The sequence below is a fragment of the Bacteroides salyersiae genome (assembly GCF_031172035.1).
Taxonomy (GTDB): Bacteria; Bacteroidota; Bacteroidia; order Bacteroidales; family Bacteroidaceae; genus Bacteroides; species Bacteroides salyersiae.
In genome coordinates this window covers 2,222,023-2,241,174 of the sequence record NZ_CP133452.1, presented here as the reverse complement: position 1 = coordinate 2,241,174, position 19,152 = coordinate 2,222,023, and the positions used below count along the sequence as shown (strand labels likewise).

Genomic DNA, 19,152 nt, shown 5'->3' with positions numbered 1-19,152 from the left:
TGCTTCCAGGAGATTATTTTAATCATATAGAAGAATGAAAAAAGAAGAATATACATATTTAGGAGGTCTTGTTCACGGTATCGGCACATTGCTGACCGGTATGAAGACCACCATGAAAGTGTACTTCCGCAAGAAAGTGACAGAACAATACCCGGAAAACCGGAAAGAATTGAAAATGTTCGACCGTTTTCGTGGCACACTTACTATGCCGCACAACGAACAGAACGAACATCGTTGCATTGCCTGCGGACTATGTCAAAATGCCTGCCCCAATGACACGATAAAAGTCATTTCCGAAACGATTGAAACGGAAGAAGGGAAAAAGAAGAAAATACTTGCCAGATATGAATACGACCTCGGTTCCTGTATATTTTGCCAGCTCTGTGTGAACGCTTGTCCGCACGATGCCATCACGTTTGATCAGAATTTCGAGCATGCCGTATTCGACCGGTCAAAGCTCATACTACGGCTGAACCATGAGGGCAGTAAAGTGATGGAAAAAAAATAATACGCCTATGTGGCATTACGCTAAATGGTACCAATGTACCATTAGCAGAATTGAGAAAATAAATAAATTAAATAATAAACAAATAAGTGCACAGCCAATCGGCACATTGGCATATCAGCACATTATTAAATTATGGAATTTACACTTGAAACAGTAGTATTCTACTTCCTGGCCGCATTCATCTCAGTAATGTGTATACTGACGGTGACAACACAACGTATCGTACGTTCGGCCACTTACCTGCTCTTTGTCCTTTTCGGTACGGCAGGTATCTATTTTCTGTTGGGATACACATTCCTGGCTTCGGTACAAATGATGGTTTATGCCGGCGGTATCGTAGTACTCTATGTGTTTTCTATCTTATTGACAAGCGGCGAGGGCGACCGTGCCGAGAAGTTAAAACGTAGTAAGTTCATAGCTGGACTGGGAACCACCATAGTAGGAGCCATTATCGTATTGTTCATCACTCTGAGCCATCGTTTTGTATCAGTGAGCAATCCGGAACCGATAGAGATCACAATCAAAACCATCGGACATGCACTACTGTCGGGAGACAAATACGGATATATTCTGCCTTTCGAAGCTGTCAGTATCTTGCTGCTGGCCTGTATCGTAGGTGGATTGTTGATTGCACGTAAAAGATGAAAAGATTTACGATTGAACAATTTACGATTTACCATTTGCTGCGCAATGCAGAAAGAGTAAACGATAAATGATAAAATCGTAGATAAAAAGCATAAAAAAATAATAAATAGTAAATCGTCAAATAGTAAATAGATATGATGATACACATGGAATATTATCTGGTGGTTTCGACCATCATGATGTTTGCAGGCATCTACGGATTCTTTACACGCCGCAACACGCTGGCAATATTGATCTCCGTAGAACTGATGCTGAACGCAACGGACATCAACTTTGCCGTATTCAACCGTTTTCTTTTTCCGGACGGACTGGAAGGGTATTTCTTCGCGCTGTTCTCTATAGCCATCTCGGCGGCCGAGACGGCTGTTGCCATCGCAATCATGATTAATATCTACCGTAATATCCGGAGTATCCAAGTCAAGAAACTGGATGATATGAAGTGGTAAAAAGACATTGACTGATTAAATAAAGAATTAAATTAACAATATGGAATATACAATATTAATACTTCTCCTCCCTCTCCTCTCTTTCCTGTTGCTGGGAATCGGAGGGAAATGGATGACGCACCGCACAGCGGGTTTCATCGGCACGGCAGTGTTGGGAGTAGTGGCGGTGCTGTCATACGTTACAGCAGTGCAATATTTTTCGGCACCACGCTTAGAAGACGGTACATTTGCCACTTGGATACCTTATAATTTCGAGTGGTTGCCTTTCACAGAAACACTGACATTCAATATAGGAATTCTATTAGACCCTATTTCGGTGATGATGTTAATTGTCATCTCCACTGTGTCGCTGATGGTACACATCTACTCTTTCGGCTACATGAAAGGAGAAAAAGGCTTTCAGCGCTATTATGCTTTCCTGAGCCTTTTCACAATGTCGATGCTCGGGTTGGTGGTAGCCACCAATATTTTCCAAATGTATCTATTCTGGGAATTGGTGGGTGTATCGTCTTATTTGCTCATCGGATTTTATTATACCAAACCGGCAGCCATCGCAGCCAGTAAAAAAGCATTTATCGTAACACGTTTTGCCGACTTGGGTTTCCTGATCGGTATCCTTATTTACGGATACTACGGAGGAACGTTCGGATTTACACCCGATACGGTTTCGCTGATTAGTGGCGGTGCTTCAATGCTTCCTTTGGCATTGGGATTGATGTTTGTAGGTGGTGCCGGTAAGAGTGCTATGTTTCCGTTGCACATCTGGTTGCCGGATGCCATGGAAGGCCCTACTCCCGTATCTGCATTGATTCATGCTGCGACAATGGTAGTAGCCGGTGTATATCTGGTAGCCCGCATGTTCCCGCTATTCATCGCCTATGCACCGGATGTATTGCATTGGATTGCTTACGTAGGCGCTTTCACTGCGTTCTATGCTGCCAGTGTGGCTTGTGTACAGAGTGACATCAAACGCGTACTCGCTTTCTCCACCATCTCGCAGATCGGGTTTATGATTGTAGCTTTGGGAGTCTGTACTTCTGCCGACCCGCATCACGGAGGCCTGGGCTACATGGCTTCCATGTTCCATTTATTCACACATGCGATGTTTAAAGCATTGCTATTCCTCGGTGCCGGTAGTATCATCCATGCCGTACACTCCAATGAAATGTCGGCGATGGGCGGTTTGCGCAAATACATGCCGATCACACACATTACATTCCTGATTGCCTGTCTGGCTATTGCCGGCATTCCTCCGTTCTCCGGTTTCTTCTCTAAAGACGAGATACTGGCAGCCTGCTTCCAGTTCAGCCCCGTAATGGGTTGGATTATGACCGTGATTGCCGCCATGACCGCATTCTACATGTTCCGCCTTTATTACGGCATCTTCTGGGGAAAAGACAATAGCAAACAGTCTTCCCACACTCCCCATGAGAGTCCGACAGCTATGACTATTCCTTTAATATTCTTGGCTCTCGTCACTTGTGGAGCCGGATTCATTCCTTTCGGACATTTCATCAGTTCAAACGGAGAATCCTACACGATCCATCTGGACTGGACGGTGGCTGGTACAAGCATCGTCATCGCCCTTCTATCTATCGCTCTTGCCACTTACATGTATAAAGGCAGTAAACAACCGGTAGCCGACAGCCTACAACGCCGTTTCTCCGGATTGTGGACGGCTGCCTACCACCGGTTCTACATTGATGAGGTGTATCAGTTTATCACACATAAGATTATCTTCCGCTGCATCAGCAAGCCGATCGCTTGGTTCGATCGTCACGTAATAGACGGTACGTTCGACTTCATTGCCTGGGCAGCCAATGCGGCGAGCGATTCCATCCGTGGCTTCCAAAGCGGACAGATACAACAGTATACCTACGTATTCCTTTGCGGAGCGTTGGCTCTTATCCTGTTGCTTATTCTCTAACGTGATTCTCTAAACAGTAAATTGTAAATAGTTAAATAGTAATATAAAGATGAATTTCTTATCAATCTTCGTACTAATCCCACTGCTGATGTTACTCGGCCTTTGGCTCAGCCGTAACATCGCGCAGATACGTACCGTAATGGTTGTCGGTTCTTCGGCACTGTTGATAGCGGCTGTGGCACTGACAGTAGGATACTTGCAGGCACGTGCCGGTGGCGATACTGCCGAAATGCTTTTCCGGGCTGATACGGTATGGTATGCCCCGCTTCATATAGCCTATTCCGTAGGCGTGGACGGCATTTCCGTAGCTATGTTGCTACTCTCGGCTGTCATCGTATTCACAGGAACATTCGCTTCCTGGCGACTACAACCGCTTACTAAAGAATATTTTCTCTGGTTCACTCTGTTGTCAATGGGAGTATTCGGGTTCTTTATCTCGATCGACCTTTTCACCATGTTCATGTTCTACGAAATCGCACTGATCCCGATGTATCTGTTAATCGGTGTATGGGGTTCGGGTCGTAAAGAATACGCAGCCATGAAACTGACACTGATGTTGATGGGTGGTTCGGCTTTCTTGCTGATAGGCATTTTAGGGATCTTCTTCGGTGCCGGCGGAACTACTATGAACATCCTTGAAATTGCACAACTGCACAATATACCTTTCGCACAACAATGTATCTGGTTCCCTCTCACTTTCCTGGGATTCGGTGTATTAGGTGCTCTTTTCCCATTCCATACATGGAGTCCCGACGGTCATGCTTCGGCACCCACCGCCGTATCTATGCTTCATGCCGGCGTACTGATGAAATTAGGAGGATACGGTTGTTTCCGGATCGCCATGTATCTGATGCCGGAGGCTGCCAATGAGTTAGGATGGATTTTCCTGATACTGACCGGTATCTCCGTAGTGTATGGTGCATTCTCCGCTTGTGTGCAGACAGACTTGAAATACATCAATGCCTACTCTTCCGTAAGCCACTGCGGCCTGGTACTTTTTGCCATTCTGATGATGAACCAGACGGCTTGTACAGGTGCTATACTCCAAATGCTGTCGCACGGATTGATGACAGCCTTGTTCTTTGCACTGATCGGTATGATCTACGGACGTACCCACACACGTGACGTTCGCGAATTGAACGGGCTGATGAAAGTAATGCCGTTCCTGTCGGTATGTTACGTCATTGCCGGTCTTGCCAACCTCGGACTTCCGGGATTGAGCGGTTTCGTTGCCGAAATGACTATTTTTGTCGGTTCTTTCCAGAATTTCGATGTGTTCCATCGGACACTGACGATTATAGCTTGTACGAGTATCGTTATCACAGCCGTATATATCTTGCGCCTTGTAGGAAAAATTCTCTACGGTACTTGTACCAACAAGCATCATCTGGCACTGACAGATGCTACTTGGGATGAACGTTTTGCCGTCATCTGCCTGATCGTCTGCGTAGCTGGATTGGGTATGGCACCCTTCTGGATTAGTGATATGATATCCGGTAGTGTTCTGCCTGTAGTATCCAACCTAATTCCGTGATCAATCATCAATTATAACTTATAAATCACGCAAGAAATGGACTATTCACAATTTCTATATATGAAAGAGGAGCTATCACTGGTAGCTGTCATCCTCATTATATTTTTGGCAGACTTGTTTATGAACCCGGATAAACGGAACAACATGAACAATGCGCGTTTCGCCACTATCCTGCCCATTGTACTGATGGTCATTCATACAATCATCAATCTGGTACCTGCCGCCGGTAGCGCCGAAGCTTTTGGCGGAATGTATCAGTACGCCCCGATGCAGACCATCATCAAAGCCGTGCTCAATATCGGTACAATCATCGTATTTTTCATGGCTGCCGAATGGCTGAAGTTAGAAGATACTTCAATCAAACGCGGTGAATTTTATATTATGACCCTCTCTACCCTGTTGGGTATGTACCTGATGATTTCTGCCGGACACTTCTTGATGTTCTTCATCGGACTTGAAACAGCCAGTATCCCAATGGCAGCATTGGTTGCTTTCGACAAATATCGTCATCACTCTGCCGAAGCCGGAGCCAAATACATACTGACAGCTTTATTCTCAAGCGCCTTGCTGCTGTTCGGCCTGTCCATGATTTACGGTAGTTGTGGTACACTTTACTTCAACGACCTGCCTGCCCACATCGACGGCAATATGCTGCAAATAATGGCATTCGTATTTTTCTTCACCGGTATGGGATTCAAACTGTCACTGGTTCCTTTCCATTTGTGGACAGCTGATGTGTACGAAGGTGCACCGAGTGTGGTCACAGCCTATCTGAGTGTTATTTCCAAAGGTTCGGCTGCCTTCGTTTTACTGACGGTACTCATTAAGGTATTTGCCCCGATGATTGCCGACTGGCAGGAGGTTCTCTACTGGGTTACGATTGCTTCCATCACATTGGCTAACTTATTTGCCATCCGCCAACAAAATCTAAAACGGTTGATGGCCTTCTCCAGTATATCACAAGCAGGATACATTATGTTAGGTGTGATCGGTGGTACTGCTGACGGAATGTCATCACTGGTCTATTATGTACTGGTTTATGCCGTAGCCAATTTAGGAGTATTTGCCGTTATTACCATCGTGGCACTACGCAGCCATAAGTTCACGCTCGAAGAGTATGCAGGACTTTATAAAACCAATCCGAAATTAGCATTTGTGATGACCCTATCCCTATTCTCACTGGCCGGTATTCCGCCATTTGCAGGGTTCTTTTCCAAATTCTTTATCTTCATGTCTGCGTTCCAGGCAGGTTTCCACTTACTGGTATTTATCGCTTTGGTCAATACGGTCATCTCATTATACTACTACCTTCTGATAGTAAAGGCAATGTACATTACTCCTTCAAATGATCCGATACCGACATTCCGCAGCGATAACTGTACACGGATAGGGCTGGCCATCTGTGTACTCGGTATAGTAGGTTTAGGAATTGCAAGTATTGTTTATCAGACGATAGACAAATTCGCGTTCGGATTATAAATAGTGATAAACGGATTAGCAACAAGTGATTAGTTAGTAGTGGGATGCGTTTTCATGCCACATGATACTAGTCACTTGTTGCTAATCCGTTTATCACTATTTTAACATACCACCGGTAAAATAAACCAGAAACAGGAACCTTCTCCCTCTTTAGAATCCACTCCTATTTCACCTCCTAACTGTTCAATGATGCTCCGGCAAATGGACAATCCCAATCCTGTACCATGAATAAATGAATTCAACTTAACAAAACGATCGAATATCTGTAGCCGGGCTCTTTCTGCGATACCGATACCCGTATCGGATACATAAAAACGAAATCTGTTATCCGCTAATTGTTCGTATCCGACTCTAATGCTTCCATGAGAAGTAAACTTAATAGCATTATTTACAAAGTTAGAAATAACCTGATGTATCCGGTTACGATCACACATAATAAAACACTCCGGCAGATGTTTGTCGAATATCAGTTCTACCCCTTCGGGCACCTTTCCTTGCATACTACGTACCAAGTCCTCACACAGTAAATTGACATCCATCTCACTGATACTAAATCCAAAAGTACCAGCCTCTATCTTAGATAAATCAAGAATATCAGATATCAATTGCAGCAACAGTTCATTGTTTTCTTCCACAATATCCATGTATTGCTTCCGTTCGTCCATATCCTCCGTCTCTGCCAGCAATCCGGAAAATCCTACAATTGCATTCAATGGTGTACGTATTTCATGACTCATATTTGCCAAGAAAGCGCTTTTCAAGCGGTCGGCTTCTTCCGCTCTTTCTTTTGCATCAATCAGTTTAGCTTCAATTTCTTTCAATTCGGTTATATCATAATTGATGCCGATAAGTTCTATCATCCCCGCCTCAGGAGCAAAATGAGACAACATTATATTCATCCGCACCCAGTTCCATTCCGATAATACATCCCCATTTTCGGTTTCCGCCATTTCCGATTTCGTCTTATGAATACGTACTTCTTTGCGGAAACTCCCGATACGTCCGGTCTGAACCTCCTGATAGAAATCAAGAACCTCTTTACGATCATCGGGATGCATCTTACCATACACACCAACGACATCGGATAATGGAGTATCTTCCTCCTCTCCCATATTTTTGAACCATTGCTTGATAGCATACCCCTGCCTGTCAAGAAGATTAAGTTTGGCATATCCTACCTTCGCATAGTCGGAAATCAAAAGAAAAAAATTCTCAAAGTCTTGTATCTTATTGATAGCATCCAAGCGTTCCGTATTGTCTATATTCAGAAAAATATGCCCTAAGAAATTACCTGCTCCATCACAAAGCCGGCTTACTTTAGAATAAAGTGCTATATATCCTTTTTTCTTCGAATCATAATATCCTTCAATACCGGAGAAAGGATAATTCATGCCGAAATCCAATGACTCTTCATACTGCATCCGTTCCTTTACATCCTCAGGTACATTAGGATTCTGATAAACATTGACACCTAATACATCCTTTTTCTCACGAACTCCGAATATATCCATATCTTTATTATTGATATCGATCATAAAGCCATTCTGGTCATAGATTTCTATCCCCACGGGTATATTGGTAAAAATATTACGGAAAAGCTTTTCATTACGGTCGAGTGCCCGGTGAGCCAACTGGGTCTCTGTGATATCGACAAAGAGTGCAACAACCTCATCCTTTTCCGGAGAATAAACAATACAACGGCTGTTTTTCCCGGAAGCGGGGAAAGGCACTTCAAGTTCCTTATAGCAATTTTCATCTATAATATCGGAGATATAATTGAGATTTCCCATATAATTGAATCCCAACTCACTGGCACATTTTCCAACATATCTTTCACGCGGAATACCGATTATATCAGCAAACATCTGGTTAGCATCAGTAAGAAGATAATCAACTGGAACTCCCGCACTATCACGCAGAATACTCATATGAATATATCCTATAGGCATGTAGCGGAATAGATTACGGAGAAAAGTCCGTTCATGCTCGGACGCATCCTTAGCCACGCGCAATTCAGTACAAATACTGATAATATCGGCCAAAGAAGAGAGCCATTGACAATCATCATTACTCCAAGAGTGACTGTGTTTCACCAAGTCAACGCCCAAATATCCCCGAACTCTATCTCCCGACTTGAGAGGAACGACAAGCAACGACTTAATATTCTGTTTACTAAGAATATCATACTCTGCAGATGCTTTCTCTTTCAACTCGTCAAGACTATTAAGAACAATGGGCTGGCCTAAAAGTATCCTCTCTGTCCACCATGGAAGACTCCCTGCCGGAATATTCTGTAATATGTCGATTTCCGGTTCTACTCCCTCGGCCAACACTTCAAAGATACAACTATGATGTTCACACTTTTCATCGTATTCAAAGATATAAGCACGTCCACCTTGAAAAAATTGGAGAATATCGTTTAATATGCTATTGATCCCAGAAGTGATATCTTTATCCTGTATAAAGCGATAAAGAGACTGAGAGATTGAATTTTGGCGGGATAATTGTTCGTTCACGCGAACCGCTAAACGCTCTGTCGTGTCTTTCTCCGCTCCTTCTACACGCCGGAGATATCCAAAAGCGACCGGTTCCCCTACTTCGTTCTCTCTTTTATCCCCTAAATGTGAGTGAACCCAAATCTCCTTCCCATTAATAACAAACGGATACGTTTGATCATATGTATTCATATAAGACAGAGAAGCAAACTCGCGCTTAATACGTCCACGATAATCCGGACGAATAAGAAGACAAAGCGAATCGAAAGTCAATTCTTCCTCTTTGTCAAACCCCAACAGATCATTAATATATTCGGAACAACGAAAACTGCGGGTTGCAAAATTTGCTTCCCACCACCCTACCTGTGCTAAAAAAGACATTTCACACAAGCGTACGTAATCGCTATTATCACAATGGGTAATTATCATAAATATCATTTTTCATTTGTAGCAACAAAAATAGATAATTAATATTGCAAAGTGCTATATTCGAAACAATATTATATATACAAATGAAAACTGGAGAATTTACGACCCGTAAACCCTCCAGTTTTAATAAATAGAGACAAGTTTAAATTACTTTTTCACAATGATTTAGAAATTATATTTTGTCCAGCCAAATACACTTGTATCAGCTCCCGTATTACTGCCGGCCTCATTCAAGACAGCTTCACCATTCAGCTTCTTACCGGTCAGTTGAAGCGAGTTCGTAATGCTGATAGTAGATGCGGCATTACCTGCACCTTTTCCATCATTCATGTCTACCAGATCGATAGCACCGCCCGTACCTTTCACCAGTGCATTCTTGATGGTTGCCTTGGCACCACGGCGAATCTTGATAACATCCTGCATGCGGTCTACATTGTCTGTCGTATTAGCAGCATTGTTCACAATGGTCATGCCGTCTACAACAAAATCCGACTGACGCAGGTGATTCGGATAGAGTCCGTCAAAGTTTCCATCCGCTTCAATGCCGCGCGGATCAGCTTCTGTACTGGTATAATCACTTTCCCAAATACCATAGCAGTTGCTCAATGTTCCGCAATATCCCTGGGTAAAATCAAACATATCGTCATCGGGATTTACAGCAAGCAGATTCTTCACATTCACTGTACCTCCAAAAAATTCGATGGCATCATCGGCACTTTCCAAAACATAGATATTTTCAATTGTCGTACCGTTTCCTACTCCATTCAAGGTAAGGCCGTTGTGTTCAATGTCCTGTGTAGAGCGTGCACCGGCATAACAGATCGAAACATAAGTCATCACACCCGAGTTGTCGGCAGCATTGTTACCTCCATAAGGATATTTATTATTGATCTCGGCCAAAGCCGTATTACTTTTGTCTTCCTTATCACCCGAAATAGGAGCTTTACCATTGATGATGATACCTCCCCAGTGACCGGACTTGGCATTATCCTCATCGGCAGTGAAAATAATCGGTTCATCTTTCGTTCCGTTAGCATAGATTTTTCCACCTTGCGCTACAAGAAGATAATTACTAAACCCTTGGCGAGCTTTAATCGTAGTACCAGCAGGAATCGTCAGTTCTCCTCCATTTTCAATCACTACAATACCACTCAGGATATATTCCTTTGCTTCGAGAGTTTCTTTTCCTGTTAATGAGCCGGTCAGCGTATTACCGTTGAAAACGATACTGCTTCCATCACCACCATTGCCATCACCTTCATTATCATCACCACATGAAGTCAATGCTAAGGCTGATACCATTGCGGTACAGACCATGAAATTCAAAAATAATCTTTTCATTTTCCTTAAAATAAATTAGTTAGTAATAATCTTATTCGAATGTCCGCTTTTAGAATGTACACGACACTCCCAGACTGATGCTTATTCCCTTTTTATAATCGCTTAATACTATCTCCCGTCCGTTATCGTCTGCCTTACGACTCAATTTATGTGCCGGATTGAGCAAGTTACGGGCTTTCAGATTAAGCGAGATATACTTATTCAATTTAGCCTGTGAGACAAAGTCGAGAGTCGCAATACCATGCTCCATGATGTCCTGATACCCCTGCGTCCCGATTGTGTAAATTTTATCACTGACATAATTGAAAACCAGAGTATTGATAAAGCTACGATCTCCACTCGTATAATTGTGTGAAATATCAAAATTGACAATCCACGGTGCCGCACCTTCCAACTGCGAACCGGTAGTGACCGTAGCTCCCGGCACTTTAGCATGGGTATAGATGTATGAGCCATTAAAGCCGACAGAAAGACGATTCATACCCGACGTACCCTTCCCTGCCGGACGGGTAAAGAGATTCTTACGTACTTCCAGTTCTACTCCCGCTACCGTAGCATGATCTGAAATATTTTCATACGACAGATAATTACCGGCACTGGCAACCTCAATGCGTGAAATAGGATTTTTTATATACTTATAAAAGGCGGTCAGCGAAACAAGTTCTGTCGGAGTAGGATTGAAATCCCACTTCAAATCAAGGTTATAGTTATCGGATGGTTGTAACTTTTCATTACCCTGGCTATTAAAGTTCACTCCAACATAGCGATAGGGAGAAATTTCTTTGGGTTGCGGTAAGGTGTATGTTTTGCTGGCTCCCAAGCGGAAGGCCTGTTTGGGGGTAAGATTGTATTTCAGATTCAGACTGGGCAAAAAGTAGTTCTTACCGATCTTCCCACTACCCTTTTCTCCCCCTTTGTTCACATCATAATCCACACAAATGTCCACACGATCGTATTTAACACCCAAATTCAGGATCCATGCGGCATCAAACTGATAAACAGCTTCCACATAGGCAGAATGAATATCTTTCTTCACCGTATATTTGTCAACATTACGTTGAATCTCAAACCAGCCGTTTTTCAGATTCTCCTGATTGTAATAACTATCCAGTGAAAAATCCTCCAACCGGAAAACAGAACTGTGTGCAACCGTCATATTATATTCCGTAGCTTCAAAATCATCATTCACAAAGCGTCCGTTATACCCGATGCGGATATTGGATATCTCCTCCTGATCATCCGCCAGACGGTAAGTTAAACCGGCTTTTACATTCAAATCATTTTCATTCAGTTCGGAGAAGTAACGCTGTTGGGAATTACCTTCGAGCAAGGTATATCCTTCGGCTGCCTTACGCAGATTATTGATACGCCGATCCGGTTCCGAACCTTTTACGACGTTGTACGAAGCCCCCGCATCAAAACTCAGCGTTTTGGTCAGCCCCCAATTAGTCATCAACTGATTGACAAGTAACCAATTATCATTAGCCTGCTGACGACGGGTAAATCCCATGTTATCGTAATCATCATTGAATTTTCCCGAGTCCATCCCGTCATAGTCGCCTACCGACTGCACATTATCGTGTACCATCATAAAATTATAGCTTAGATGGTGACGGTTGCGGTAATCATAATCCAGATTAGCAAGAGCCAGTTGACTGATTTTCTGCTCATAAACCTTTCCTGTCTGGTCTTTATAGATAGTTCCGTTCGTAGTTGTATTGCGCAAAACCTCTTCGGCATATTGATATTCCGTATTGTGTGCGGCTACAAGAAAAAATGAAAGAGCATCTTTTTGCGGTCCCACATAAAACCTTTTTCCACCGGAAACCCCGTAGTTGCGGTTTATCTGTAAGTCATGCTCAGACGGATCCAGACTGTTCTTAAAATTATAATTGTTCTCCATGCCGGGTTGTGTCTTGTCAGCAATCCCCAGAAGATTGACTCCATCCATCTTAAGAAAGTCTGTCGTCAGAGTCTGTGTATTGAATCCTCCGGAAACCCCGATATTGAAATGTCCGCCACCAATCAACTCTTTTGAAGTTATGTCGATATTGGCACCACCCACATCGCTGCTACCACCGGCATTAAAGGCTTTATTCACGCCGACTGTCTGGATAATATCCGTAGAAAAAAAGTCAAGAGAGATGTTTTTATATTCCGGATCCTCCGAAGGAATAGGAAAACCATTAAAAGTAGTGGCATTGTAACGATCGCCCAATCCGCGCACAAAGACGTTTTTCACACCTTCCTGTTTAGATACTCCAGCCACTTTGGATACTGCTCCTTCCGCATCGCTCACCCCTTTACGCGAAAGTTCTTTTACCCCTACGGCTTGCACGGCAATCACCGCTTTTTGCTGTTCCAACAGAAGCATATTTTCATTCTCACGGTTCTTTTTGGCCACTACCACTACATCGGCAAGCTCCTGTGCATCTGTTTCCAGCTCCAAATTCAAAATAACCAAATTCCCATTCTCTACACGGACTTTACGACGAACTTCGGTTTTATAACCTACATATTTTACTTCGATATCATACATCCCTTCAAGAACTCCCACACCATTAAGCTCAAAATTACCATCCAAGTCGGTAACAGCTCCTGCTTGAGTTCCAACAAGGCGTATCGTTGCACCTATCAGAGGTTCTTTGGATAATTTGTCTTTTACAGCACCTTTAATTTTAATATTGGCAGCCATCGCTATAGGAGTATATAAGGCGATAAACAAGACTGCAAGGAATAGTTTTACAAGAAATAGTTTTTTCATCGAACTTTGCTATGCGTTTTTATTACGGGTGCAAAGTTAGAGGGGGACGATTACGGAAGTAATACGACTAAAATACAAGAAGTTTAAATTTGTGTTTCGATATTGTTACTGATAAACAATGTATCAATGAACCGATGTGTTTATATGCCAATCAGTCATGCTATTACTCATCACCAAAGCGCTCCATCACCTCCAGGCACATACGTCCGTTATGGTAAGGGCATTTCCAGAAACCGGCCTTATCATCCGTGCGATTCACTGTATCATCGGCACGAATACTCCAATACCATTCACCGTTTTCCCTGTCGATAAGGCGAGATTTGATAAACTCCCAGCAAGCAGTAGCTTTTTGCAAGGCTTCTTTGTCCTCAAAATACTGATAAATATTCATATAACCCACTACGGTTTCTGCCTGTACCCACCAATGACGATCAGCATCCAAATGCCCCGTAACAAGATTCTTTTCATAAATCATCCCCCTTTCCAGTGTAAACCCTTCACCAGCAGCAATAGCTATCCGCCTTATAATAGGTTCCACTTTTGCCAGTATATCTGCCTCCCCTAATTCCAAAGCAGCTTCGTGAAGAAGCCAGGATGCTTCGATATCATGTCCGTAAGAGACAATAGGATATTTACTATTCCAATCATCATCAAAAAACAACCGTAGATGGAAAGTCTTCCTATCTAATATTTTATCTGTAAAAAGCGTAATAAGATTACGCAACTGATGTCGTAATCGCTCATCTTTCCACACTCGATAAAGATTGGTATATGGTTCCAAAATATGCAGATGTGTATTCATCGTTTTGCGTTCGTTAGCATCTTTTTCACTAAGGCGCATATCCTCTATTTCTCCCCACTGACAAGTAAGTGCCTCACAATAGCCATTTTTAAAACGGTCAAAACTATGTTCTTCGATACTTTCAAAAAGCAAAACTGCATACTCAAGAGCCTCTTTGTCTGTTGTGGCACGATAATATTCACTTAATCCGTAAATGGCAAAACCGATAGCGTAAATCTGTTTTTTGGTATCGAGCGGTTCCCCCTTGTAGGTAAGACTCCAATAAACGCCCCCAAACTTTCTATCATAGAAAAGATCAACGATATATTCTTTGGCACGCGTAGCTATTGCAAGATATTCCGGACGCTTCAATAAACGATAGGCAGCAGAAAACGTCCACAAAATACGAGCATTAAGAATAGCTCCTTTTTCAGCTTCGGGCACTAATTCCTCCTTACCGGTAATGCAGCCATAAAAACCACCGTATTGCTCGTCTACCATCCGTTCCATCCAATATGGTAGAATATTGGTAGTAAGTACTTCTTGCATTTCCTGTGTTAATATAGATATCGATTTCATTTTTACTCTTTCCTTTTCTTCTCTAATTCAGTGGTAATTACTTTCATTTTTTTCTCACTCAACGGATACATACTGATAAATAAAACACTCAGTATCGTACCTATCGCAGGGAGAAAACTCAAAAACATCTTGATGCCATGAATGGTCTCCTCGCTTTGTACGACATTGGCTTGAAACCCAAAATAAGCCAATAGCCAACCCGTAACGGCCGTACCGATAGCCCAACCGAACTTCTGACTCATGGAAGAGGACGAGAATACCAATCCGGTGGCCCGGTTCCCTGTTTTGAGTTCTGAATAATCGGCGCAATCGGCATACATCGACCATAACAAAGGAAAGATACTTCCCGCACAAATACTAATTAGTATTTGGAAAGCAAATATAAGAGCAATATCACCCTTATCAAACCAATAAAAGATAATACTCAGCACAGTTGCAATCATCATTGCCCCCATATAAGTAGCCTTTTTCCCTATACGATTGCTGACCGGAGCCGCAAGGATCACTCCTATTATATTGGCGGCCTGTCCCACAGCCAAATAGATTCCACTCAATACAAATGAAACTCCGAAGAATGAAATCACAGAATACTCTTCTTCCACCACAAAATATTTGAAATAATAAACAGTCGCCCCATCCCGGATAGAGTTGAATATCAGAGCAGCAATACCCGCCCCCAGTAAAATCCACCAAGGTTTGTTGTGAAGCAAGTCTTTCAAATCCTCCTTCAGCGGACTCTGCTTCTCCCTAATAGGCTTCACTCTTTCGCGAGTCCATGCAAAGCATCCATAAAACAATGCGGCACACATCACTGCTATTATCACAACTCCCATCATCCAACCATACTGCTCACTATGTCCCTGCTTGAAATAATTCACCATAGGCATAAACAGTAATAAGGCAACAAAACTACCGATATAAGCAAACGTCATGCGATAAGTGGAAAGCGTGTTCCGCTCTTTCGGCTCAGGACTCATCACCCCCAACAAGGAAGCATAGGGTACATTAATAGCAGAATAAACCATCATCATCAATGAATAGGTTATATATGCATATACCAACTTACCCGTATCATTCAAGTCCGGAGTGGTAAATGTCAATATACCGATCAGTGCAAACGGAACCGCCAAAAACAACAGATAAGGACGGAACTTCCCCCAACGAGAATGAGTACGGTCAGCAATCACTCCTACAATCGGGTCAAAGGCCGAATCCCATACACGGGTAATAAGAAACATCGTACCGACCATTGCCGCTGGAAGTCCGAACACATCAGTATAGAATATCATCAAATAGGAACCGAATAACTTCCAAAACATGGAAGATGCCATATCACCAAAGCCATAACCTATTTTTTCTTTAAGTTTCATCATAACAAACTAAATGTAAGATAAGAAATCATATATAAAATTTTCGAATAGACGATTTACGATCTGCTCACTTCACATGTACTACTATCAAAAATTCATCTTTCTATTTGATAGTGCTCGAATTCATCACAGTATTTATCCCGATACGTCCCTTTAGATAAGGATTCGTCTTTTCGTCCAGCAATTTAACTACTTTATCTTTAAATATACTCATAGCCAATACTTTTTTATTTAGCACTCAAATTATCCTTTCATCTTCACACTGTGTTGTTTCTCTTTCCTGTACACTATTTTTAGGGAAGTAAAAAACGACATTGCAAATTTAGTGTAGTTAAAACAAAGTATTTGATACTATTTTATCATTTCATCATACTATTCTTTTCATAAGAATGTCTCTTCTGTATATTTTCTGCCCCTTCCATCGGCTTCACCTTTTTGCTTCACTGCTTTGTTCACCGGCGATACAGGGTGAAGGGCCGTTGTTGATTTCCGATCTCTGTGCAAATGTCTCCCAAGTACCGGGCATACATGCGGTGAGCACCGAGCATACGGATCGTGAACACCGAGCATACGGGTCGTAAGCACCGGGCATACGGGCGGTGAGCACAGTAGCCGGAAAAACAAGACGTGCCTTCACCCTGTATCACCGATGGATAGGGAATTTGATTAAAGAAGGTGAAATCGGTGAAGGGGATAAATCCTATGTGAATAATATATCCCGATGGGCAAAATCGTCCCTTAGGAGAAGTTTCAAAATGAAATGACCCGATCAACCGGAACAATAGGTACCAAGTTATTTCTTAAGCATTACTGAATAAATAGAAAGATTATTCGAGTATATTGTTCCTGAAAACGTATATCTTTGTTTCCATAAATGGTATATAAACCCAATAAATAGAATTATGATAGCACCTGTTTATTCAGCCGACAATGACAGATACAAGAATGGTATGAAATACCGTCGTTGCGGAAAAAGCGGCATTATGCTTCCAGAAATTTCACTGGGGTTATGGCATAATTTCGGAGATGTAGACACATTTTCAAATAGCCAACGAATGGCTCATTATGCCTTTGACAAAGGAATCACCCACTTCGACCTGGCAAATAATTACGGTCCGTCTTATGGCTCGGCAGAAGAAACCTTCGGAGAAATTATGAAAAAGTCATTCATGCCTTACCGCGACGAACTATTTATCTCCACCAAAGCCGGACATGATATGTGGCCCGGTCCTTACGGTGAATGGGGATCACGAAAATACTTGATGGCAAGCCTCAACCAAAGCCTGAGACGTATGAACCTTGAATATGTGGATATCTTCTATTCACATCGTTATGATCCGATTACTCCACTTGAAGAAACGCTTCAAACATTAGTAGATATCGTCCGCCAAGGAAAAGCATTGTATGTAGGCATATCCAAATACCCGAAAGAGGCTGCAGAATTTGCTTACAAATATTTAGAAGAGAGAGATGTACATTGCCTGCTCTATCAAGGAAGATATAATCTGTTCAACCGCGAACCGGAAGAAGAGGGCATTCTGCAACAAGCCAAAGAAAACGGTACGGGATTCATCGCTTTCTCTCCGTTAGCACAAGGATTGTTGACCAACCGGTACATTAACGGAATTCCGGAAGATTCCCGGATTGCCCGTGGAGGTTTTCTTAAAAAAGAACAGTTGACAGAAGAAGTATTATGCAAGATCAAAACTCTGAATGAAATAGCCGAACAACGGGGACAAACTTTGGCTGAAATGGCATTAGCATGGGTACTAAAAGACGATTTAGTAACTTCAGTCATTATCGGAGCAAGCTCGGTCGGACAATTAGAAGATAATCTGAAAGCAATAAACAATACTTCGTTTACGGAAGAAGAGAGGAGAATCATCAGTGATTAACAGTTTAGTGATAAGTGATTAGTAGCTACGCGCTATGTTCCGAATGGTACTAATCACTTATCGCTAAATCACTTTCTTCTTCTTTCTATAATTTTCCCGAAATTCTTTAGGTGAACATTCTTTCTTTTTTTTGAATATCCGATTAAAATTAGAAAGGTTATTGAAACCGCAATCATAACAGATTTCAGCCACTGACATAGTAGAATCCACCAATAACCGGGACGCAAAACCAAGGCGTATATCGATAAGATAGTCAGACAAGTTTTTTCCGGTACGCAGTTTAAAGAAGCGGCTAAAAGAAACGGCAGTCATACCCACCATGTCCGCCAACTGATTCAAGCGGATCTCCTCTTTATAGTGTAAATTGATATATTCCTGTATCTTCTGTACCCGCCGGCTGTCAGAATGAATATCGATCTTTGCAAATGAAGAACTGGATAATGTACGGGCCTCTTCTTCGAAAAGAGAAAGTTCATAAAGAATGGTCATAAACTTCAGTACGGCATAAAATCCCTGGTTCTCGGAAGCCAGTGTATCGAGCATGGAATATACCTTCAATATGGCAGACATAGGAAAGCAAAGTCCTTTCTGAGCGCGCTCCAGCATCCGGCGAATCGAATCAAACTGATTCTTATGAATGAAGCTTTTGAAAAAAAGATCAGAAGAAAACTGAATCGTAATCTCCCGTATCTCTTTTGAGTTACATTCATTCTGCTCCCAAACATGTTCCAGATCTTTACCCGTAATCAATACCAGATCATATTCTCCGATTACTTCAGCTGAATCGCCAACAATACGCCTCACACCGGCAGCTTTCTCACAAAAGTTCAATTCAAACTCTGCATGATTATGAATAGGATACGTAAACTCCGTTTTATGCCGCTCGGCAATATAAAAGCAATCCTTATCAGATAGTGGGGTTATTTCACGGATGATATGATTCTGTTGTGCATTCATGG

14 protein-coding genes are annotated in these 19,152 nt (G+C 42.3%); 7 read left to right on the top strand and 7 right to left on the bottom strand.

Features of this window, described 5'->3' with window-relative positions; translation table 11 throughout:
• The first annotated feature begins 34 nt into the window (after window positions 1-34).
• The 6 genes from RB604_RS08245 (at window position 35) to RB604_RS08220 (ending at window position 6,539) form a co-directional block, all read left to right on the top strand.
• Window positions 35-508 (top strand): NuoI/complex I 23 kDa subunit family protein, encoded by a 474-nt coding sequence (locus RB604_RS08245; protein WP_005925690.1) that lies wholly within the window; start codon window positions 35-37, stop codon window positions 506-508.
• Between the two features lie 132 nt (window positions 509-640).
• Complete coding sequence (locus tag RB604_RS08240) at window positions 641-1,153, top strand: NADH-quinone oxidoreductase subunit J family protein (protein WP_005925692.1); 513 nt, start codon at window positions 641-643, stop codon at window positions 1,151-1,153.
• Window positions 1,154-1,290: 137 nt separating this feature from the next.
• Window positions 1,291-1,599: an NADH-quinone oxidoreductase subunit NuoK gene (gene nuoK / locus RB604_RS08235; protein WP_025818955.1), complete on the top strand. Its 309-nt coding sequence runs from the start codon at window positions 1,291-1,293 to the stop codon at window positions 1,597-1,599.
• A gap of 40 nt (window positions 1,600-1,639) precedes the next feature.
• The gene (gene nuoL, locus RB604_RS08230) at window positions 1,640-3,526 is read left to right on the top strand and encodes an NADH-quinone oxidoreductase subunit L (RefSeq protein ID WP_005925697.1); all 1,887 of its coding nucleotides are present in this window, start codon (window positions 1,640-1,642) and stop codon (window positions 3,524-3,526) included.
• A 49-nt stretch (window positions 3,527-3,575) separates the two neighbouring features.
• Window positions 3,576-5,060, top strand: a complete 1,485-nt coding sequence (locus tag RB604_RS08225) for a complex I subunit 4 family protein (RefSeq protein WP_007478710.1) — start codon at window positions 3,576-3,578, stop codon at window positions 5,058-5,060.
• Window positions 5,061-5,096: 36 nt separating this feature from the next.
• Window positions 5,097-6,539: an NADH-quinone oxidoreductase subunit N gene (locus RB604_RS08220; RefSeq protein WP_055293516.1), complete on the top strand. Its 1,443-nt coding sequence runs from the start codon at window positions 5,097-5,099 to the stop codon at window positions 6,537-6,539.
• A 101-nt stretch (window positions 6,540-6,640) separates the two neighbouring features.
• On the opposite strand, the gene RB604_RS08215 is transcribed toward RB604_RS08220, so the two are convergent.
• The 6 genes from RB604_RS08215 to RB604_RS08190 all read right to left on the bottom strand — a co-directional run bounded on the left by RB604_RS08215 (window position 6,641) and on the right by RB604_RS08190 (window position 16,935).
• Window positions 6,641-9,463 carry a sensor histidine kinase gene (locus tag RB604_RS08215; protein ID WP_007478711.1) on the bottom strand — a complete coding sequence of 941 codons (2,823 nt, stop codon included), beginning with the start codon at window positions 9,461-9,463 and terminating at the stop codon, window positions 6,641-6,643.
• Window positions 9,464-9,628: 165 nt separating this feature from the next.
• On the bottom strand, window positions 9,629-10,804 hold the full coding sequence (locus RB604_RS08210; RefSeq protein WP_005925709.1) for a beta-helix domain-containing protein: 1,176 nt from the start codon (window positions 10,802-10,804) through the stop codon (window positions 9,629-9,631).
• 49 nt (window positions 10,805-10,853) lie between these two features.
• Window positions 10,854-13,568, bottom strand: coding sequence for a TonB-dependent receptor (locus RB604_RS08205; protein WP_055293513.1), 2,715 nt, complete (start codon window positions 13,566-13,568; stop codon window positions 10,854-10,856).
• 163 nt (window positions 13,569-13,731) lie between these two features.
• Window positions 13,732-14,928, bottom strand: coding sequence for an AGE family epimerase/isomerase (locus RB604_RS08200; protein ID WP_055293511.1), 1,197 nt, complete (start codon window positions 14,926-14,928; stop codon window positions 13,732-13,734).
• Window positions 14,929-14,930: 2 nt separating this feature from the next.
• Window positions 14,931-16,301 (bottom strand): MFS transporter, encoded by a 1,371-nt coding sequence (locus RB604_RS08195; protein ID WP_005925717.1) that lies wholly within the window; start codon window positions 16,299-16,301, stop codon window positions 14,931-14,933.
• A gap of 424 nt (window positions 16,302-16,725) precedes the next feature.
• Window positions 16,726-16,935: a hypothetical protein gene (locus RB604_RS08190; protein WP_025818956.1), complete on the bottom strand. Its 210-nt coding sequence runs from the start codon at window positions 16,933-16,935 to the stop codon at window positions 16,726-16,728.
• Window positions 16,936-17,200: 265 nt separating this feature from the next.
• On the opposite strand from RB604_RS08190, the gene RB604_RS08185 reads away from it, so the two are divergent.
• Window positions 17,201-18,193: an aldo/keto reductase gene (locus RB604_RS08185; protein ID WP_055293508.1), complete on the top strand. Its 993-nt coding sequence runs from the start codon at window positions 17,201-17,203 to the stop codon at window positions 18,191-18,193.
• A 63-nt stretch (window positions 18,194-18,256) separates the two neighbouring features.
• Here RB604_RS08185 and RB604_RS08180 read toward each other — a convergent pair whose 3' ends face one another.
• Window positions 18,257-19,150, bottom strand: coding sequence for an AraC family transcriptional regulator (locus tag RB604_RS08180; RefSeq protein ID WP_005925727.1), 894 nt, complete (start codon window positions 19,148-19,150; stop codon window positions 18,257-18,259).
• Window positions 19,151-19,152 lie beyond the last annotated feature (2 nt).